This is a genomic window from Rossellomorea marisflavi (assembly GCF_022170785.1).
GTDB classification, from domain to species: domain Bacteria; phylum Bacillota; class Bacilli; order Bacillales; family Bacillaceae_B; genus Rossellomorea; species Rossellomorea marisflavi_B.
In genome coordinates this window covers 2,951,622-2,971,310 of the sequence record NZ_CP081870.1, presented here as the reverse complement: position 1 = coordinate 2,971,310, position 19,689 = coordinate 2,951,622, and the positions used below count along the sequence as shown (strand labels likewise).

The window sequence follows — 19,689 nt, the reverse complement described above, 5'->3', positions numbered from 1 at the left end:
TTTTCCCGAAGGGCTCGTATACATAGTAGTACAAACTGTCTTTCTAGGAGGTTTACCGATGGCGAAAAAAGCGAAAGTGTCCATTGCAGTAACGGTATTAGCATCTTCTGTGTATCTGTCGGGGTGTGGGTTGTTCAGTTTTGGGGATAAGAAGGAAAAGATCGACCCCCCTCAGGATACCTCGTACTTAAAAGAAGGTGAGAAAGTAGATACAGCCAAAAAAGAAGAAGGCAAGGAAACCTCTGCCAAAAAAGAAGAAGCAACTGAAAACAGCGTCATGACGGAGCTTTATCTCATCGATAAAAACGGGTACGTCGTCTCCCAGTCCATCCCGCTGCCGGGGAAAGAAAGTGTCGCCAAACAGGCGCTTGAGCATCTCGTCGTGAACGGTCCGGTGCAGGAAGTGCTACCGAACGGATTCAGGGCGGTGATTCCGGCTGATACGCAGGTATCGGTGGACATCAAGGACGGGGTGGCGGTAGCCGATTTCTCTTCTGAATTCAAGGAGTATCAGCCTGAAGACGAGCAGCGGATCCTCGAGTCCATCACCTGGACACTGACTCAGTTTGATTCCGTTGAGAAAGTGGAGCTTCGCGTAAACGGCTATCCGCTGACGGAAATGCCGGTTGCCGGAACGCCGATCAGTGAGGATGGCTTGACTCGGAAGACCGGTATCAACGTCGATACGAGCGGGGTTGCCGACCCGACAAGCACCAAGCCATTGACCGTATACTATGTGTCCCAGACCGATAAGGAAACGTATTATGTTCCGGTCACGAAGCGGGTGAGTTCGAGTGAAACCGATAATGTGAAAGCGGTGGTGAATGAGCTCATCGAAGGACCAGGGTATGCATCCTCCCTCGTCAGTGATTTCACAGGGGCGGAACTTCTCGATGATCCGAAGATCAAAGATGGGAATGTAACGTTGAACTTCAATGAAAGCGTCTACGGGAGCGTGGAGGAAAAACTCGTATCCGAGCATATGCTGAACGCCCTCGTCCTCTCATTGACGGAGCAAAAGGACATCAAGGGCGTATCCGTTGAAGTGAACGGGGAAGCGGCCTCTGTCGCCAAGGATGGAGAAGCTGTGACAGAACCGGTGACCCGACCGGAAAATGTCAATGCGATTGGTTTCTGACCGTGCATTTTTGATATACTATAGAAGAAGCTAACATGTAGAGGTGGGCATTAGCCGCCTCTTCTCTTTTTTATTTGAAAAACAGCAGTACATATACTCCCAATGGGAGGAAGCACGAAACAGGAGGGACTTCAATGAGATACGATGGAAGACAGAAGATGGAGCTTAGACCGGTTGAAATCGAGACGGGTTATATCAAGCATCCGGAAGGTTCGGTGCTGATCACGGTAGGAGAGACGAAGGTGATTTGCAACGCAAGCATCGAGGACCGCGTACCGCCGTTCATGCGAAACAGTGGAAAGGGCTGGATCACTGCCGAATACTCCATGCTGCCGCGAGCGACCGACACTCGGAACATCAGGGAATCGTCCAAAGGAAAGATTTCCGGGCGAACGATGGAAATTCAGCGTCTGATCGGACGGGCCCTGCGTGCCGTCGTGGATCTGGAAGCGCTGGGTGAACGTACGATCTGGATCGACTGTGATGTCATCCAGGCGGACGGCGGGACAAGGACCGCTTCCATCACGGGAGCGTTCGTCGCCATGGCCCTTGCCCTCGGAAAACTTCAGGATCAGAACAAAATCAGCAGCTTCCCGCTTAAAAGCTTCCTCGCTGCGACCAGCGTCGGAATCGTGGAGGACCACGGGGCAGTGCTCGATCTGAACTATGTAGAAGACAGCCAGGCCATGGTGGATATGAATATCATCATGACGGGCGAAGGGGAATTCGTCGAGCTTCAAGGGACAGGGGAGGAAGCAACATTCACGATGAATCAGCTTCAGGAACTCCTTGAACTCGGTCAGACCGGGATCCGTGAACTATTCGACATTCAAAAAGACGTACTGGGTGAACTCGCAGACAGAATACAGTAAGGGATGGAGAAAACTATGGCAAAGAACGTCATCATCGCAACCAAGAACAGGGGAAAAGCGAAAGAATTCGAACTCATGTTTAAGCCATATGGTTATGAGGTACAGACATTACTAGATTTACCACATATTGAAGACGTGGAAGAGACTGGTGTCACATTTGAAGAGAATGCGATCCTGAAAGCCGAAACAGTGGCAAAAGAACTCGACTGTCTTGTCATATCTGATGATTCGGGACTGAGCATCGACGCACTGGACGGCCGTCCGGGCGTATATTCCGCACGCTACGCCGGGGAATCGAAAAGCGATGAAGCGAATATGGAAAAGGTCCTTTCCGAACTCCAAGGAGTGGACGATGCAAATCGCACGGCCCGCTTCCATTGTGTACTGGCCATCGCCGGACCTGGGCGGAAGACGGAGACCGTAAACGGAACGTGTGAAGGCGTCATCCTCGAAGAGAAGCGGGGAAGCAATGGATTCGGTTATGATCCGATCTTCTTCGTCCCGTCACTCGGCAAGGCCATGGCAGAGCTCACGCCAGATGAGAAGCGGAGCATCAGCCATCGCGGACACGCACTGGATCAATTGAGAGAGAGACTATCCGACTTCGTGTAAAGGGTGAGTAGATGAACATTTTAGTTGTAAGCGATAGCCACGGGTCCAAGGAAGAACTGACCGACCTGTCCAGAATGTATGCGGGAAAGATGGACGTCATGATCCACTGCGGGGATTCCGAACTGCGGGCGGATGATGAAGTCCTGGACCACTTCAAAGTGGTCCGCGGCAACTGCGACATGGATCAACGATATCCCGAGACTCATCTTGAGGAAGGGGACGGCAAGCGGATCCTCGTGACCCACGGGCATTTATACGGAATTAAGATGTCATTGATGAAGCTGAAGTACAAAGCGGAAGAACTGGGAGCCGATATGGTCTTCTTCGGTCATTCCCATGAACTGGGGGCGGAGCTGATGGACGGGATCCTTTTCCTGAATCCAGGCAGCATCCTCCTGCCAAGGGGAAGGCACGAGAAAACGTACGCCCTCATCGAAACAACGAAGCACAAGATCCACGTGAAATTCCTGTCGGAAAAACACGAACTCGTCGAAGAAATCGAATTCGACATGTAAAGGGAGGGCCTGCCATGCAGGCTCCTTTTTACTCCAAATGAATACCCGAAGTTTTTTTGAAAAACCGTTGACTTTCCTTTGATATACGAATATAATAATAAATGTCCTTAAGAAACACGGACGCTTACATAATGCACATGTCCCAGTAGCTCAGCTGGATAGAGCAACGCCCTTCTAAGGCGTCGGTCGGGAGTTCGAATCTCTCCTGGGACGTACGACAAACATCCTGTGTTGAATCTTCAACACAGGATGTTTTTTTGTTGTCTATCTGGTTTTCTGTGGATGCAACAAAGATATCTTTAACAGGAAGAGCTGGTTTGCTTATCGATCTGCCGTCCCCCTAGAAGAATATGTGAATACGGTCAGGGTCCTCCCAATATACTAGTTCCATCAGCCGTGCCATTCGTACCGTTTCGTATGGCCGGAGTGGAGGGGGAAGCGAGGGTGAAGGGTTTCGGGTGGATCAAGAAGTGGCAGGTCTGGGTGGGAGTCGTGAGCGTCCTTGTTCTTATGTCGCTTTGTGCATGGATAGGATACAGTAGTGCACAAACGGAAGTGGACGGCGTGAAGAAATCGTATGATGAAATCCTTTCTTCCCTTGAAGGGAAATCAGGGGAATTGGAAAGGGTAGAGGGAGAGCTGTCCACTCAAACAGATGAGCTTGAACGTGTGATGTCGTCTCTGAGTGAAAAGAAGGAAGAGGCAGCGGAGGCAGCTTCCATGATCGATGAAGCGAATAAAAAAGCGGGAGAAATCGATTCTCTTAAGAAGGAAGCGCAGGCCCTGGATGACCAGATTAAAGAGAAGAAAACCAAAATCGCCGGTTTGGATAAAGACATCAAGTCAAAGAAAGGCGAAATCAAGAAGCTTGATGCCGCTCCCGTCACGCTGCCTTCCGGTACCTTCATCGTCGGCAAGGATGTAAAGGCTTTGAGGTATTCTGCCAGTGCAGCCGGGCAAAGTGGTAACTTCGTTGTTTACAGTAGCTTTGGTGATCTTAAGGTCAATCAGATCCTCGGATCGGACTACGGGGTTTCCGAGCATATCTTCTTTGCCGATGAAGGTGACATCATCGAATCCACCATGCCCACGATCCTGACGCCGGTCGAGTGAACCCTCATGCTGATGGGGTTTTTTTATGACCAATTTTGACTGAATCACAAAAAAATAGATTGAAAGAAGAAAAAATCCTTGAATTCCACTCTGTTCTGGGGTATTCTATTACTTGCACTGCTTGAAACGAAAGCTGTCCCAGTAGCTCAGCAGGATAGAGCGACAGCCTCCTAAGCTGTAGGTCGTGAGTTCGAATCTCGCCTGGGACGCCATCTATCATACATACTGCAGTCGGATGACTGCATTCGTTACGTACCCCGCCCATCGGCGGGGTATTTTTTATTTATCAAAAAGGGAGTTTCAGCCGCCATTTTGTGCTCCAACAGCAATCATGCTACACTTAAAGCAATTCTAGTGTTAGGCAGGTACGAATTATGACAAATCAAGATGAGTTCGGGAAGGTGATTGCCTTTCCCGGTCTGAAGGACCGATTATTCGAAAAAGGGGTCGAAGCCTTGGAGGAGGGGGATGCGCATGCAGCATGCGATCTTCTTTCACAGGCCTACGAGCTTGAATCGTTGAATCCCGAAATCAGCACGGCCCTCGTCCTAGCCCTCTATGAGTGCAAGGAGTATGAGGAGGCGCAGGGAATCTGCCGGGAGATGCTCCTTGAAGGTGTCGGTGATTACTTCGAAACGGTCGACATGTACCTCATGATCCTCATCCAGCTGCATGAGCATCAGGATGTGGTGGATACACTCCATGCCCTCTTTGATGAAAAGGAAGTCCCGTTTGAGAAGGAAGAGCATTTCAGAAAGCTCCTTCAGTTCAGCGAGAAGATGTTGAATGCACCGGTGGAAGAAGCGGAGGAAGAAGCCCATGGATCGCCCCTTCTCGAAGGAAAAAGCCTTGAAGAACAAATCATTATCACAGCTGGATTGGTCCAGCGGAATATCAGGCCGTACAGGCAGGAACTCGAAAACAGCCTGCAGGATGAAGACATGCATCCCTTCGTCCAGACCATGATCGTGAATGTCTTGAGGGAGCATGGGGTAGCAAGTGAGATCCTCGTGAAAAAGCTTGGAAGGGAAGGAGTCGTGGTGCCGGAGAACCTTCCGGAGGTTTTCACCTCGGACGCATTCCGTGAAGCCGTCCTTTCACTGGAGGAACTCCTCCTTCAGGACAGCCCGTCCTTGATCCGGCATGCAGAAGAAGTGCTGAAGCGCCATGCCTTCCTTCTCTATCCCTTCGACATGGAATGGGATCCCGATGACATCGCCCTGGCCTATGGTCACTATGCGGCAGGCATCCTCGGGGATGAAGACTTGGAGAAGGATCTGCAGGACAAGATGGATGAAGGAGAGAGCAAAACGATCCTTGCTTTCATTCACGAACTTGAAGAAATTTCTTCACCGAATATTTAAGTGCTACTTCTTGAAAGACAGAAGCTGTATGTTATAATGTAGTGGTTGTAATGTAAAAGTCTTTCATATAATTACGATGATAGTGCTAGATTCAATCGGGACTATCTACTACTATGCGTAAAATAAAAATCAATTATAGATTGTTGGAGGGAACTGTATGTCTGCAAAATGGGAAAAGCAAGAAGGGAACCAAGGTGTTCTTACAATTGAAGTAGAAGCAGCTAAAGTGAACGAAGGACTTGACGCAGCATTCAAAAAAGTTGTGAAACAAGTAAACGTACCAGGATTCCGTAAAGGTAAAATGCCACGTGGCATGTTCGAAAAACGTTTCGGCGTAGAATCTCTTTATCAAGATGCTTTGGATATCATCCTTCCTGAAGCATATGCTAATGCGATCGAAGAAACTGGAATCGAGCCAATCGACCGTCCAGAAATCGACGTAGAGCAAATGGAAAAAGGAAAAGACCTTGTCTTCACAGCGAAAGTTCAAGTGAAACCTGAAGTGAAGCTTGGCGATTACAAAGGTCTTGAAGTAGAAAAAGTGGACGACGAAGTAACAGCTGAAGATGTAGAAGCTGAACTTACTTCCCTTCAAGAAAAACAAGCTGAGCTTGTTGTGAAAGAAGAAGGCAAAGCTGAAGAAGGCGACACAGTAACAATGGATTTCGAAGGATTCGTTGACGGTGAAGCATTCGAAGGCGGCCAAGCGGATAACTACTCACTTGAACTTGGTTCAGGTCAGTTCATCCCAGGCTTCGAAGAGCAGCTTGTAGGCGTTGCAGCAGGCGAAGAAAAAGACGTTGAGGTAAGCTTCCCTGAAGAATACCATGCGGCAGAGCTTGCTGGTAAAGCAGCTACATTCAAAGTGAAAATCCACGAAATCAAAGCGAAAGAACTTCCAGCACTTGATGATGAGTTCGCTAAAGATGCAGACGAAGAAGTGGAATCACTTGCTGAACTGAAAGAAAAAATCGAAAACCGCCTGAAAGAGTCTAAAAAGACTGAAGCGGAAACAGCAGTACGTGAAGCACTGGTAGAAAAAGCCTCTGAAAATGCTGAAGTGGAAATCCCGGACGTCATGGTTGACGCTGAAGTGGACCGCATGATGCAAGAATTCGGTCAACGTCTTCAAATGCAAGGCATGACCCTTGAGCTTTACTTCCAATTCTCTGGTCAATCAGAAGAAGATCTTCGCGGTCAAATGAAAGAAGATGCTGGAAAACGCGTTCGCACAAACCTTACGCTTGAAGCGATCGCCGCAGCAGAAAATCTTGAAGTGACAGACGAAGAAGCTGAAGAAGAAGTGAACAAAATGGCTGAGCAGTACAACATGTCAGCTGACAACATCAAGCAGGCCCTTGGCGGACTTGATACGTTGAAAGCAGACCTTAAAGTGCGCAAAGCATTGGAATTCCTTGTAGACAACAGCAAAACAGTAGCATAATCATTATATGATAGTAGGGACAAGGCGCTCAGTGCGCCTTGTTTTCTACCCTCTTTTAGGAAGTTTAGACGAGCGGCTCTTCGGGGAAATATCTCTATGAAGAATAAGAACCCCCGGTTTTGGATAAACCTTAAGAAGCAGGGGTTAAAAAAATCCTTCATCCCGTTTCGATCTTCCCGCTTCCGGCTATGTAAATAATTTGCTAAAATCCTCAATACATAATAAGATGATTGATAAGAATCGTATCAATTTCGTTACGGACATATAATGTGATAGAATGCAATACATAACTCATGGTAATTGGAAAGCAGGAAATCGTTCGTGTGATGGAACATTACGATTTTTACTAAGCTCAAACGAAGGGGTGAACGTCATTGTTTAAATTCAACGATGAAAAAGGGCAGTTGAAATGTTCTTTTTGCGGTAAAACACAAGACCAGGTCCGTAAGCTGGTAGCTGGACCGGGCGTATATATTTGTGACGAATGCATCGAGCTTTGCACGGAAATCGTGGAAGAAGAGCTCGGTACAGAAGAAGAAGTGGAATTCAAGGATGTTCCGAAACCACGTGAGATCCGTGAAATCCTTGACGAATACGTCATTGGACAGGATCAAGCGAAGAAATCCCTTGCTGTAGCCGTTTATAATCACTACAAACGGATCAATTCAAACAGCAAAGTGGATGACGTGGAACTATCCAAAAGTAATATTGCCATGATCGGTCCGACAGGTAGCGGTAAGACGCTTCTTGCTCAGACTCTTGCACGCATCTTGAACGTTCCATTTGCCATCGCGGATGCAACGTCCCTCACCGAAGCCGGTTATGTAGGGGAAGATGTTGAAAACATCCTATTGAAGCTGATCCAAGCTGCGGATTATGATGTGGAAAAAGCGGAAAAAGGAATCATCTATATCGATGAAATCGATAAAGTGGCCCGTAAATCCGAAAATCCGTCCATCACGCGTGATGTATCGGGTGAAGGTGTGCAGCAGGCTCTCTTGAAGATCCTTGAAGGAACCGTTGCAAGCGTTCCGCCACAAGGTGGACGTAAGCATCCTCACCAGGAATTCATCCAGATCGATACGTCCAATGTTCTCTTCATCTGTGGTGGGGCATTCGATGGAATCGAACAGATCATCAAACGCCGTCTTGGCCAAAAAGTCATCGGGTTCGGATCTGATCCGAAGACCGCTGAAGTAAAAGAGGATAAATCCCTCCTTGCCAAAGTCGTTCCGGAAGATCTTCTCCGTTTTGGTCTGATCCCAGAGTTCATCGGCCGTCTTCCGGTCATCTCAAGCCTTACTCCTCTTGATGAGGAAGCGTTGGTTGAGATCTTGACCAAGCCGAAGAATGCTCTTGTGAAGCAGTACCAAAAAATGCTTGAGCTGGACGATGTAGAGCTTGATTTCACTGAAGAGGCCCTATTCGAAATCGCGAAAAAAGCGATCGAACGTAAAACAGGTGCCCGTGGACTGCGTTCCATCATTGAAACCATGATGCTCGACGTCATGTTCGAACTTCCGTCCCGTGATGACATCAAAAAATGCATCATCACGAAGGAAACCATCCTTGAGGATGCAGCTCCTCATCTGATGCTCGAAGATGGCACGATCATTGATCCGAATGAAGAAAAAACATCCGCATAATCGTATTCCAAAAGCCGGTAATCACCCCAGGGGATTACCGGCTTTTTTCGTGATTCTGCAACGCTGCCTCCTCCAAATTTTATGGTTATTCCCAAACGGACGGGGAGATACTAACCCGTAACAACTTGAACCAACTGGAGGATGACTATATGAGCTTTACAAGTATCGCGCTGTTTATCCAGCTTTTTTTCGGCATCATCATCGGACTGTATTTCTGGAATCTCCTGAAGAACCAACGAACTCAAAAAGTATCCATCGACCGGGAATCGAAGAAGGAGATGGAGGAGCTGAGGAAGATGCGCTCGATTTCCCTCTCCGAACCCCTTTCTGAAAGGGTTCGCCCGGCAAGCTTCGACGATATCGTCGGTCAGGAGGATGGGATCAAGTCCCTGAAGGCAGCACTGTGCAGCCCGAATCCACAGCATGTGATCATCTACGGTCCTCCAGGGGTCGGGAAGACGGCAGCTGCGCGACTTGTATTGGAAGAAGCGAAGAAGAACATGAAATCCCCGTTCATGACCTCGGCTGTATTTGTAGAGCTTGATGCGACGACCGCACGATTCGATGAGCGTGGCATTGCGGATCCCCTGATCGGATCGGTTCATGACCCCATTTATCAGGGGGCGGGTGCCATGGGACAGGCCGGAATCCCGCAGCCGAAGCAGGGGGCGGTGACCAATGCCCATGGTGGCGTACTCTTCATTGATGAAATCGGAGAATTACACCCGATTCAAATGAATAAGTTATTAAAAGTTCTGGAAGACCGCAGGGTTTATCTTGAGAGTGCATATTATAATGAAGAAAATCATCAGATCCCTAGTCACATCCACGATATTTTCAAAAACGGCCTCCCGGCAGATTTCCGTTTAGTCGGGGCCACGACGAGGACGCCGAATGAAATTCCACCGGCGATCCGTTCCCGCTGCATGGAAGTATTCTTCCGTGAGCTTGAGAGGGAAGAAGTGAAAGAAATCTGTGCAAGGGCAGCCAAAAAGGTGAATATTTCCGTGAGCAAGGAAGGGTTGGAGATCCTTGCGTCCTATGCAAGGAATGGCCGTGAAGCTGTGAATCTGGTTCAGATCGCGGCCGGTCTTGCCATCACGGAAAATCGCGATCATATTGCCGATCATGAATTGGAATGGATCATTCAATCGACTCAGATGTCCCCGAGGCATGAGAAGAAAATCAACAGGGAGGCGACAGTCGGCCTCGTCAACGGCCTCGCCGTGACAGGTCCGAATTCGGGGTCCCTGCTTGAAATCGAAGTCACCGTCATCCCGGCGGCGGAAAAGGGCGGGGTCAATGTAACGGGGATTGTGGAAGAAGAGAGCATCGGTGATAAAGGCAAATCGATCCGCCGGAAAAGCATGGCCAAAGGATCGATCGAGAACGTCATCACCGTCCTGCGATCCATGGGGGTCCCGGCAGACCAATACGATATCCACGTGAATTTCCCAGGTGGAGTCCCGGTGGACGGACCTTCGGCAGGTATCGCCATGGCACTCGGCATCTACTCGGCGATCTACAGGCTTCCCGTCAGGCATAACATCGCACTTACGGGTGAAATCAGCATTCACGGGAAGGTGAAACCCGTCGGTGGGGTGTATCCGAAGATCAAAGGAGCCAAGGCGGCAGGGGCGGATCTCGTCATCATTCCACACGAAAACGAACAGTCCCTCCTTCATGAAGTGGGTGGCATCGAAGTGATTCCCGTCAAAGAGTTCAAAGAAGTGATCGAGCTGGCCCTTGTCAAAGACGTCATGGACGATGCAAAAAACAAGAAAAGCATGTAAGTATGGCCGATCCGGGTGATTCCCGATCGGCTTTTCCTCAGTACATCCGGCAAGTCCAATTTAATAGACACTACCTAGTAAATAAGATAGAATTGTACAAAGGCTTAGAGCATAAATCCGGAGGTGTAAGATATGGCAAATCAAACAAAACGAACAGTTCCCCTCCTCCCATTAAGAGGCCTGTTGGTTTACCCGACGATGGTCCTGCACTTGGATGTCGGGCGTGAGCGCTCGGTGCAGGCTTTGGAAAAGGCCATGATGGATGATCATATGATCTTTTTGACCACTCAAAAGGATTCTGATATAGACGAACCGACCCAAGATGATTTTTACGAGATGGGGACCCTTACGAAGGTGAAGCAGATGCTGAAGCTTCCGAACGGAACGATCCGCGTCCTTGTGGAAGGACTCAACCGCGGGACGATCTCTTCCTATTCCAATGACCAGGGCTTCTATGAAGTGGAAGTGGATGAATACAGTGACTCCGAGCAAAAGGATTCTGAACTCGATGCCCTGATGAGGACGTTGCTGAACTATTTCGAACAATACATAAAGCTTTCAAAAAAAGTATCCGCTGAAACCTATTCCACTGTAGCGGATATCGAAGAACCGGGCAGGCTTGCGGACATCATCGCATCCCATCTGCCTTTGAAGATCAAAGAGAAGCAGCATATCCTCGAAACACAGGATATCAAAGAGCGCCTGCAGATGGTGATCGAGATCATCAACAATGAGAAGGAAGTCCTTTCATTGGAGAAAAAGATCGGCCAGCGCGTCAAACGCTCCATGGAACGGACTCAGAAGGAATACTATCTGCGCGAGCAGATGAAGGCAATCCAGAAGGAGCTCGGTGATAAGGAAGGCAAGACCGGCGAAGTGGAAGACCTTACGATGAAGATCGAAGAAGCAGGCATGCCGGAAGACATTGAAGCGACTGCTTTGAAGGAGCTTGCGCGCTATGAAAAGGTGCCTTCTAGCTCTGCTGAAAGCTCCGTCATCCGCAACTACATTGAATGGCTCGTTTCCCTTCCATGGACGAAGGAAACAGAAGACCAGCTCAATATCAACCGTTCTGAAATGATCCTCGACCGGGATCATTACGGACTGGAAAAAGTGAAAGAGCGTGTCCTTGAGTACCTTGCCGTCCAGCAGCTCACACGCTCCCTGAAAGGACCGATCCTTTGTCTTGCAGGCCCTCCTGGCGTCGGTAAAACCAGTCTCGCCAGGTCTGTGGCCGAATCCCTCGGGCGCAATTTCGTCCGGGTATCCCTTGGTGGCGTGCGTGATGAATCAGAGATCCGTGGTCATCGCCGTACGTACGTCGGAGCCATGCCGGGCCGGATCATCCGCGGCATGAAGAAAGCCGGAACGGTGAATCCTGTCTTCCTTCTTGATGAAATCGACAAGATGAGCAGTGATTTCCGTGGGGATCCATCCAGTGCTATGCTAGAGGTGCTGGACCCTGAACAGAACGCCAATTTCAGTGATCATTATATAGAAGAAACCTATGATCTTTCCAAGGTCATGTTCATTGCAACTGCCAATGATCTTTCCACGATTCCGGGACCACTTCGCGATCGTATGGAAATCATCACGATTGCAGGTTATACTGAGATAGAGAAAGTGAATATCGCCAAACATCATCTATTGCCGAAGCAGCTCAGTGACCATGGACTGACGAAATCCAAGCTGCAGCTTAAGGATGAGGCATTCGTGGATATCGTCCGTTACTACACGCGTGAAGCGGGCGTCAGGAGCCTTGAGCGTCAGCTTGCGGCCATCTGCCGAAAAGCGGCGAAGATCATCGTCTCCGGAAGCAAGAAACGCGTGACGATCACGTCCAAGAACATCGAGGAATTCCTCGGCAAGAAAAAATTCCGCTACGGTCAGGCGGAGCTTGAGAATCAGGTGGGCGTATCCACCGGACTTGCGTACACCTCTGTAGGTGGAGACACGCTTCAGATCGAAGTCTCCCTGGCACCAGGTAAAGGCAAGCTTGTCCTCACAGGGAAGCTTGGAGATGTGATGAAGGAGTCGGCCCAGACGGCCTTCAGCTTCGTCCGTTCGAATACGAAAACCCTTGGAATCGATGAAAAATTCCATGAGAAGTACGACATTCATATCCATGTTCCTGAAGGCGCCGTGCCGAAGGATGGACCCTCTGCCGGCATCACGATCACGACGGCATTGGTATCGGCCCTCACGGGTAAGTATGTGGACCGCGAAGTCGGCATGACCGGGGAAATGACCTTGAGGGGGAGGGTCCTCCCGATTGGTGGACTCAAAGAAAAAACCCTCAGCGCACACCGTGCCGGGATCAAGACCGTGATCCTGCCGAAGGACAATGAAAAAGATATCGACGATATACCGGAAAGCGTCCGTGAAGAATTGACCTTCATCCTCGTTTCCCATATCGATCAAGTGTTAGAGAAAGCATTAGTAGGTGAAAAGAAGTGAAAGTAAATCAAGTTGAGCTAGTGATCAGTGCCGTCAGGCCAGAGCAGTACCCGGAAGGTGATCTTCCGGAGTTTGCCCTGGCGGGGCGTTCCAACGTCGGGAAGTCCTCTTTCATCAACAAGATGATCGGCCGCAAAAGCATGGCGAGGATCTCATCGAAGCCGGGTAAAACCCAAACGTTGAATTTCTATAAAATCGAAGAGACCCTCTACTATGTGGATGTTCCCGGATATGGATTCGCGAAGGTATCGAAGAAGGAGAGGGAAGCCTGGGGCAAGATGATCGAAACGTATATCACGTCCCGAGATCAACTCAAGGCCGTCCTCCTCATCGTCGACCTCAGGCATCCGCCGACCAATGATGACGTCATGATGTACGGATTCCTCAAGCACTACGAAATCCCTTGCATCATCGTCGCCACCAAGGCCGACAAAATCCCTAAGGGCAAGTGGCAGAAGCATCTCAAAATCACCCGTGATACGTTGAAGATGGAAGAAGGCGACGAATGCGTCCTCTTCTCTTCTGAAACAGGACTCGGGAAAGATACGGCATGGGATGCCATCAGAGCACGATATAAGTAAATCGAAAGCGGTCCGGATTTGATCCCGGATCGCTTTTTTTTAGAGTTTTATTTGAAGCGCTTGAGTAGAAGGTGTAATCGCCTGATACCCAGGCGTTTTTTACATAATTGCTCAAATATATGAAAGGGATACGACATCCATCTAAATGTCCTAGTATAATAGCTCCACTTTCAATCCCGAGAGAGGCAATAAGCACTAATGGGGGCGAGGGATATAAAGCATCCTAAAGGATCCGGGCGGATACTTGTCTTTACAGAAGGTGGGTTTATCTCAAGTTAGTATAGGGTAAAAAATGGAATGATATCATGATATTTGAATTTTGTGAATATTATTTATTGTTGATACAATTATTCAGAGTAGTGAAAAAAAGAGGGGGACGTATACACGTGAAAATTTGGACAAGACTGACGCTTTTCATTGCACTCGCCGTGATGCTCACGGCATGTGGTTCAAAGGCAACAACCGAAGGCGGGGCCGACCTCGTAAAAGCGGATACCTTCACCTTCTCTGCATCTGGTGAATTCAAGCCTTTCAGCTATACGAATAGCGAAGGGAAGATGGAAGGCTTCGACATCGACGTGGCGGAAGCCGTCGCCAAGGAGCTGGGACTTAAACCTGATCAGAAGAAATTTAAATTCGCCGGGATCGTGGAAGGCGTAAAATCCGGACGATTCGATGCAGCAGTCGCTTCACACACCATCACGGAGGATCGTGCCAAAGAAGTCGACTTCTCGACACCGTATTATTATTCCGGGCCACAGATTTTCGTGAGGCCTGATAGTGACGTCGAAACGCTCGACGATCTGAAAGGAAAAGAAATCGCGGTTTCCAAAGGTTCATCCTACGCCAAGGAAGCAGAAGCCGTCACTGATAATATACCGCAGTACGATAGTGATGTCGTCGCACTGGAAGCATTGAGCAAGGGCAAGCATGATGCTGTCATAACGGACTTTGTCACCGGTAAGGAAGCGATTTCGGCTGGAATGAAGCTGGATGCGAAGGAGCTCCTCGGACGGAGTGAACAGGCTATCGCCGTGAGTAAGGATAATCCCAAGCTCTTGAAAGAGATCAATGCCGCCCTCGAAAAACTGAGGGACGATGGAACGCTGAAGAAAATCAGTGAAAAATATTTTGACTCAGATATTACGACAGATCCAAGTGAGTAAAGCGTAAGCGTGGGACGGATGCGCAGTTCATGCGCATCCGTCTTTTAAATGAAACAGCCGGGAGGAAAGCATATGGATTTTTTGAAGATCGTAATCGACACATACCCCATCTTCCTGAAGGGGATGCTGCTCACATTTCAGCTCACCGCCATCGCGGTACTCATTGCCATCGTCATCGGGTTGTTTTTCGCCTTTTTAAAGATTTCACCTGTGAAAATCCTCCAGTATATCGCGGACTTATATATTTTCGTCGTCCGGGGGACCCCATTGATCGTCCAAATCTTCATCTTCTACTATGGCCTCACCTCAATCAACCTTCCGAGCTTCTGGGCGGTTGCACTGGGGCTTGCGTTCCACAACGGGGCGTATATCGCAGAGATCTTCAGGGGATCGATCCAGTCGGTGGATCGCGGCCAGATGGAGGCAGGGCGTTCCCTCGGGATGTCCATGAGCCTGACCATGAGGAGGATCATCCTCCCGCAGGCGTTCAAACGGGCCCTCCCGCCACTCGGGAATCAGTTCATCATCGCCGTGAAGGACTCATCTCTAGCTTCATTCATCGGTATGTACGAACTATTCAGCGTAGCGACGACGCTCGGCTCCAATAATTTCGATTATATGACGTACCTGCTTGTTGTCGCGATTTACTACCTTGTACTAGTATTCGTGTTTACAATCATTGTCAACATCATTGAGAAACGACTATCGGTAAGTGATTAAGGGGGGATACTCATGAGTAAAGAGATGATCAAGGTGGAGAAATTGAATAAATCGTTCGGTGATCTCCATGTTTTGAAAGATATTGATATGAGCGTGAATGAAAGCGACGTCGTCTGTCTCATCGGAGCAAGCGGATCAGGTAAGAGTACACTGCTGCGCTGCCTCAACTTCCTTGAACTGAAGGATGGGGGGAGAGTCGTCATTGAGGGTGACGACATCGATCAGAAGACGCATGATTTGAACAAGATCCGTGAGAAAGTGGGGATGGTTTTTCAGCACTTCCATCTGTTCCCCCATAAAACGGTCCTTGAGAATGTCATGGAAGCACCAGTCCATGTGAAAAGGATGGACCGTGACAAAGCAAGGAAGTCAGCAAAGGAACTTTTAAAAAAAGTCGGACTTGCCGATAAGGAAGGGGTTTATCCATCGAAGCTCTCCGGAGGGCAGAAACAGCGTGTGGCCATTGCGAGGGCCCTCGCCATGAAGCCTGATATCATGCTGTTCGATGAACCCACCTCTGCTCTTGATCCCGAATTGGTCGGCGAGGTTCTGGCCACGATGAAGCAGCTTGCCCACGAGGGGATGACGATGATTGTCGTCACTCATGAGATGGGATTCGCAAGGGAGGTGGCCGACTGGGTCGTCTACATGCACGACGGACGGATCGTCGAAGTCGGGCATCCCGAGGAAATGTTCGGTTCACCTAAAGAGGAGAGGACAAAGGCATTCCTTGATGCGGTATTATAAGAGAATGCTGGGAGAATAACGCTAGTCATAGTATAGAGGCTGAGACAAACATGTTTTAGTCATAGTAAAACCCGAATCATTTGCCTACGATAAAGCAAATGATTCGGGTTTTAAATTCGTTTATAAATTACATCGTTTCCAGCGGTTGATCGGAGTGCAAGACGAAGACTCCTGCGGGAAGAGTAGCTGATGTGAGACCCCGCAGGCGTGCCGAGGAGGCTCACGGGCTACCCGCGGAAAGCGAAGTCTTGCACGGAGATCATGAGCGGTATTAAGATCCTATACTGATTGGGTTCGGCATTAAAGGGGCCTCTTTTAGTTTTGTCTCATCCTCTTTTCATTGTTTCATGACCACGTTTCCTGCGGTGGACTGGCGTAAAAGACGAAGACCCCTGCGGGGAGGAGCTGATGTGGCCTGCCGAAGAGGCTCACGTGCTAACCCACGGTAAGTGTAGTCTTGCACGGTAATCATGAGCGGCATAACGGATCTACACGGATCGTGTTTATGTACGTACGCTTACTTCCTCTTGAAGAAGAGAAGGAACGCCCCTATGAGGATGAGGACGAACGGCCACAGGCTGACGATGGAACCGACCTTTCCTCCAAGGAAGCCGAACCAACCGGCTGTTCGATCTGAGAACAGCATGAGGATCGACAGGATGAGGAATAGCCCTCCCTGGAACATGCCTGTGCCCGTCTTCTGATAGCGCAGAAGGAAGCCGAGGGCGAGGATCAGGACGAATACGCCCATGTGATCCGGCCAGACGGGCATCCGGTTGACGAGATGGAAGTGCAGGCCGAATCCAACGAGGATGGTCCCAGGGAGGATCGCTTCATGGTCCTTCCCGACATACCCTTGAGCCAGAAAGGCGATGCCTACAATCATGAGCAGGGTCGGCCAGGTGAAAAATTCGCTGAATAAGATGATATGCGCCTGTTGAAGATAGAAGTAGGCACCGAATCCCAGGAGGATGACTCCGGGGAAGATCCGTTGTTGCTTCATATGGTTCCTCCGTCTTATGGAATGACTGTTTTTCGTGATTCACTCACTTGATTCTTATAGTGTGATTTGATACTCTACATAGGTGGGACTTGTCGAAAGTCCGTCTTTTTTGCAACGGAATGTAAATGCTTTCAGATTGAAAGAAGAACCCAATTATACAGTAAATCAAACCATGGGTAAGTTTCAAGCAATCAGCTTTCCATGGCAAACATAGGATTCATTTTCTGTTCACATTTTATCCTGAGTGATGCAGTAGGACATGTTATAATAAGAATGATTTTAATTTGGGGGTGTCACGCACTTATGCATACAATCGTAGTTGGTTTAAATTATAAAACGGCCCCTGTAGAGATTCGTGAACGACTATCTTTTAATGAAACTGATCTTGCTTCGGCCATGAAGGCGCTGAAGGAGAAAAAAAGCATCCTGGAAAATGTGATTGTTTCCACATGCAACCGCACGGAAGTATATGCGGTGGTCGATCAGCTTCATACAGGCCGCTATTATATTAAAGATTTCTTATCCAAATGGTTTGATATAGATAAAGAGGAATTCTCCCCTTATTTGTTCATTTATGAACAGGAGGGAGCGGTGGAACATCTCTTCAAGGTGGCTACCGGCCTCAACTCCATGGTTCTCGGTGAAACGCAGATTCTTGGGCAGGTCCGCTCAAGCTTCCTTCTTGCACAAGAGGCGGGAGCGACCGGTACGGTCTTCAATCATCTATTCAAACAGGCCGTCACTCTCGGGAAAAAAGGCCATGCCGAAACCGAGATCGGGTCCAACGCCGTATCCGTCAGCTATGCGGCCGTCGAGCTTGCCAAGAAAGTATTCGGCAGCCTCAACAAAAAGAACGTCCTTGTCCTAGGTGCAGGAAAGATGGGGGAACTGGCCATCAAGAACCTTCAGGGAAGCGGTGCAACACAGATCACCATCATCAACCGCACGTTCGAAAAAGCCGAAGCACTTGCCGGTAAGATCGATGGACAGGCGAAGACGCTGCAGGAGCTCCAATGCTCCCTCGTTGAAGCCGATATTCTGATCAGTTCTACCGGATCGAAGGATTTTGTCCTTTCGAAGGAAACAATGGCCCATGTGGAGCGCATGAGGAAAGGCCGTCCCCTCTTCATGGTGGACATCGCCGTGCCTCGTGATCTCGATCCGTCCATTGCGGAACTCGAGAGCGTCTTCCTCTATGATATCGATGACCTCGAAGACATCGTCGAAGCCAATCTGGCCGAGCGTCAAAAAGCCGCCGAGGAGATTGAAATCATGATCGAAGGGGAAATCCTCGCTTTCAAAGAGTGGCTCAATATGCTGGGCGTCGTTCCGGTCATATCCGCTCTTCGTCAGAAAGCCCTGTCGATCCAGGCCGAAACGATGGTCAGCATCGAGCGCAAGATGCCGAATCTTACCGACCGTGAGCGCAAGGTGCTCAATAAGCATACAAAGAGCATCATCAACCAGCTGCTGAAGGATCCGATCCTCCAGGCGAAGGAATTCGCCGGGAAATCTGACGCATCAGAAAAACTGGATCTGTTCATCGATATCTTCAACATCAAAGAGCAGGTGCTCCAACAGAAACAGGCCAAAGAGTCGGAAGAAAAGAATGAGAGCAGTCACTCGCTATCACCGCAACCTTCTTTTCAATTTTAAGGAGGGTTGGAGTCTATGTTTGAACAAACGATGACCAGACTGCATGAACTGATGATCGTCCTTTATGCCATTAGCATTCTTTTTTACTTCATCGATTTTTTAAACAAAAACCGGAAGGCCAACACAGTGGCCTTCTGGCTCCTTGCGATTGTTTGGGTCCTTCAAACAATTTTTTTATTTCTCTATATGATGGACACAGGAAGATTTCCGGTCCTTACGATATTTGAGGGGTTATATTTCTACGCATGGATCCTGATCACCCTGTCGCTGGTGATCAACCGGTTCCTCCGCGTCGATTTCATCGTCTTCTTTACCAATATCCTAGGATTCATCATCATGGCGATCCATACGTTCGCACCCGTGCAGATCGAATCTCAGGCCATGGCGGAGCAGCTGGTATCGGAACTGCTCCTCATCCATATTACGATGGCGATCCTCTCTTATGGAGCGTTTTCCCTGTCATTCGTCTTTTCCCTCCTTTACCTTTTGCAGTTCAAATTGCTGAAGGAGAAGAAGTGGGGGCAGCGGCTTTGGAGGATCACGGATCTGTCGAGGCTTGAGATGTTTTCGTACATACTGAATGCCATCGGGGTGGCCATGCTCCTCCTCAGTCTCATCTTGGGGCTGCAGTGGGCATATATACGGCTTCCGGACTTTGTCTGGTATGATCCGAAAATCATCGGCTCATTCATCCTCCTCATTCTATACGGGATCTTCCTCTATCTGCGACTGAAGAAAAATGTATTCGGCAAGAACCTAGCACTCCTGAATGTGGCAGCCTTCCTGATTATCTTGATCAACTTCTTCCTGGGAAGCAGACTGTCATCATTCCATTTCTGGTATTCTTAAGTTTTTGGGGAGG

General features: G+C 48.9%; 17 protein-coding genes and 2 tRNA genes. 18 read left to right on the top strand and 1 reads right to left on the bottom strand.

Features of this window, described 5'->3' with window-relative positions:
* Nucleotides 1-58: 58 nt before the first annotated feature.
* The 16 genes from K6T23_RS15575 to K6T23_RS15500 all read left to right on the top strand — a co-directional run bounded on the left by K6T23_RS15575 (nt 59) and on the right by K6T23_RS15500 (nt 16,168).
* Nucleotides 59-1,138 carry a GerMN domain-containing protein gene (locus K6T23_RS15575; RefSeq protein WP_238281672.1) on the top strand — a complete coding sequence of 360 codons (1,080 nt, stop codon included), beginning with the start codon at nt 59-61 and terminating at the stop codon, nt 1,136-1,138.
* A 134-nt stretch (nt 1,139-1,272) separates the two neighbouring features.
* On the top strand, nt 1,273-2,010 hold the full coding sequence (rph, locus tag K6T23_RS15570) for a ribonuclease PH (RefSeq protein ID WP_056535020.1): 738 nt from the start codon (nt 1,273-1,275) through the stop codon (nt 2,008-2,010).
* A 15-nt stretch (nt 2,011-2,025) separates the two neighbouring features.
* Complete coding sequence (locus tag K6T23_RS15565) at nt 2,026-2,622, top strand: XTP/dITP diphosphatase (RefSeq protein ID WP_238281671.1); 597 nt, start codon at nt 2,026-2,028, stop codon at nt 2,620-2,622.
* 11 nt (nt 2,623-2,633) lie between these two features.
* Nucleotides 2,634-3,137, top strand: a complete 504-nt coding sequence (locus K6T23_RS15560; RefSeq protein ID WP_238281669.1) for a metallophosphoesterase — start codon at nt 2,634-2,636, stop codon at nt 3,135-3,137.
* A 139-nt stretch (nt 3,138-3,276) separates the two neighbouring features.
* Nucleotides 3,277-3,350, top strand: a tRNA-Arg gene (locus K6T23_RS15555).
* A gap of 231 nt (nt 3,351-3,581) precedes the next feature.
* Complete coding sequence (locus K6T23_RS15550; RefSeq protein WP_238281667.1) at nt 3,582-4,250, top strand: hypothetical protein; 669 nt, start codon at nt 3,582-3,584, stop codon at nt 4,248-4,250.
* 135 nt (nt 4,251-4,385) lie between these two features.
* Nucleotides 4,386-4,462, top strand: a tRNA-Arg gene (locus K6T23_RS15545).
* A 162-nt stretch (nt 4,463-4,624) separates the two neighbouring features.
* Nucleotides 4,625-5,614: a tetratricopeptide repeat protein gene (locus tag K6T23_RS15540; protein ID WP_238281665.1), complete on the top strand. Its 990-nt coding sequence runs from the start codon at nt 4,625-4,627 to the stop codon at nt 5,612-5,614.
* A 157-nt stretch (nt 5,615-5,771) separates the two neighbouring features.
* On the top strand, nt 5,772-7,058 hold the full coding sequence (gene tig, locus K6T23_RS15535; RefSeq protein ID WP_056535036.1) for a trigger factor: 1,287 nt from the start codon (nt 5,772-5,774) through the stop codon (nt 7,056-7,058).
* Nucleotides 7,059-7,432: 374 nt separating this feature from the next.
* A complete protein-coding gene (gene clpX / locus K6T23_RS15530) occupies nt 7,433-8,704 on the top strand; it encodes an ATP-dependent protease ATP-binding subunit ClpX (RefSeq protein WP_056535038.1) in 1,272 nt (423 codons plus the stop codon).
* A gap of 149 nt (nt 8,705-8,853) precedes the next feature.
* The gene (gene lonB / locus K6T23_RS15525) at nt 8,854-10,497 is read left to right on the top strand and encodes an ATP-dependent protease LonB (protein WP_056535040.1); all 1,644 of its coding nucleotides are present in this window, start codon (nt 8,854-8,856) and stop codon (nt 10,495-10,497) included.
* Nucleotides 10,498-10,629: 132 nt separating this feature from the next.
* The gene (lon, locus tag K6T23_RS15520; RefSeq protein ID WP_238281663.1) at nt 10,630-12,954 is read left to right on the top strand and encodes an endopeptidase La; all 2,325 of its coding nucleotides are present in this window, start codon (nt 10,630-10,632) and stop codon (nt 12,952-12,954) included.
* Nucleotides 12,951-13,535: a ribosome biogenesis GTP-binding protein YihA/YsxC gene (yihA, locus tag K6T23_RS15515; RefSeq protein WP_048006270.1), complete on the top strand. Its 585-nt coding sequence runs from the start codon at nt 12,951-12,953 to the stop codon at nt 13,533-13,535. Before lon ends, yihA begins: the two co-directional genes overlap by 4 nt.
* A 431-nt stretch (nt 13,536-13,966) precedes the next feature.
* Nucleotides 13,967-14,701, top strand: coding sequence for a transporter substrate-binding domain-containing protein (locus K6T23_RS15510; RefSeq protein WP_156450663.1), 735 nt, complete (start codon nt 13,967-13,969; stop codon nt 14,699-14,701).
* Nucleotides 14,702-14,773: 72 nt separating this feature from the next.
* Nucleotides 14,774-15,421, top strand: a complete 648-nt coding sequence (locus K6T23_RS15505; protein WP_048006267.1) for an amino acid ABC transporter permease — start codon at nt 14,774-14,776, stop codon at nt 15,419-15,421.
* Nucleotides 15,422-15,433: 12 nt separating this feature from the next.
* Nucleotides 15,434-16,168, top strand: a complete 735-nt coding sequence (locus K6T23_RS15500) for an amino acid ABC transporter ATP-binding protein (RefSeq protein ID WP_079516503.1) — start codon at nt 15,434-15,436, stop codon at nt 16,166-16,168.
* Between the two features lie 517 nt (nt 16,169-16,685).
* Here K6T23_RS15500 and K6T23_RS15495 read toward each other — a convergent pair.
* Nucleotides 16,686-17,171, bottom strand: coding sequence for a LiaI-LiaF-like domain-containing protein (locus K6T23_RS15495; RefSeq protein WP_056535050.1), 486 nt, complete (start codon nt 17,169-17,171; stop codon nt 16,686-16,688).
* A gap of 303 nt (nt 17,172-17,474) precedes the next feature.
* Here K6T23_RS15495 and hemA point away from each other — a divergent pair, with 303 nt between their 5' ends.
* Both hemA and ccsA read left to right on the top strand, forming a co-directional pair.
* On the top strand, nt 17,475-18,827 hold the full coding sequence (gene hemA, locus K6T23_RS15490) for a glutamyl-tRNA reductase (protein WP_238281662.1): 1,353 nt from the start codon (nt 17,475-17,477) through the stop codon (nt 18,825-18,827).
* A gap of 15 nt (nt 18,828-18,842) precedes the next feature.
* Nucleotides 18,843-19,676 carry a cytochrome c biogenesis protein CcsA gene (gene ccsA / locus K6T23_RS15485; protein ID WP_048006263.1) on the top strand — a complete coding sequence of 278 codons (834 nt, stop codon included), beginning with the start codon at nt 18,843-18,845 and terminating at the stop codon, nt 19,674-19,676.
* Nucleotides 19,677-19,689 lie beyond the last annotated feature (13 nt).

Bases quoted from the DNA above. Each gene is read 5' to 3' on its own strand.
- K6T23_RS15560 (WP_238281669.1), top strand. From the start codon at position 2,634: ATGAACATTTTAGTTGTAAGCGATAGCCACGGGTCCAAGGAAGAACTG.
- tig (WP_056535036.1), top strand. From the start codon at position 5,772: ATGTCTGCAAAATGGGAAAAGCAAGAAGGGAACCAAGGTGTTCTTACA.
- K6T23_RS15505 (WP_048006267.1), top strand. From the start codon at position 14,774: ATGGATTTTTTGAAGATCGTAATCGACACATACCCCATCTTCCTGAAG.
- K6T23_RS15495 (WP_056535050.1), bottom strand. From the start codon at position 17,171: ATGAAGCAACAACGGATCTTCCCCGGAGTCATCCTCCTGGGATTCGGT.
- lon (WP_238281663.1), top strand. From the start codon at position 10,630: ATGGCAAATCAAACAAAACGAACAGTTCCCCTCCTCCCATTAAGAGGC.
- K6T23_RS15500 (WP_079516503.1), top strand. From the start codon at position 15,434: ATGAGTAAAGAGATGATCAAGGTGGAGAAATTGAATAAATCGTTCGGT.
- ccsA (WP_048006263.1), top strand. From the start codon at position 18,843: ATGTTTGAACAAACGATGACCAGACTGCATGAACTGATGATCGTCCTT.
- hemA (WP_238281662.1), top strand. From the start codon at position 17,475: ATGCATACAATCGTAGTTGGTTTAAATTATAAAACGGCCCCTGTAGAG.
- K6T23_RS15575 (WP_238281672.1), top strand. From the start codon at position 59: ATGGCGAAAAAAGCGAAAGTGTCCATTGCAGTAACGGTATTAGCATCT.
- K6T23_RS15510 (WP_156450663.1), top strand. From the start codon at position 13,967: ATGCTCACGGCATGTGGTTCAAAGGCAACAACCGAAGGCGGGGCCGAC.
- K6T23_RS15565 (WP_238281671.1), top strand. From the start codon at position 2,026: ATGGCAAAGAACGTCATCATCGCAACCAAGAACAGGGGAAAAGCGAAA.
- K6T23_RS15540 (WP_238281665.1), top strand. From the start codon at position 4,625: ATGACAAATCAAGATGAGTTCGGGAAGGTGATTGCCTTTCCCGGTCTG.
- rph (WP_056535020.1), top strand. From the start codon at position 1,273: ATGAGATACGATGGAAGACAGAAGATGGAGCTTAGACCGGTTGAAATC.
- lonB (WP_056535040.1), top strand. From the start codon at position 8,854: ATGAGCTTTACAAGTATCGCGCTGTTTATCCAGCTTTTTTTCGGCATC.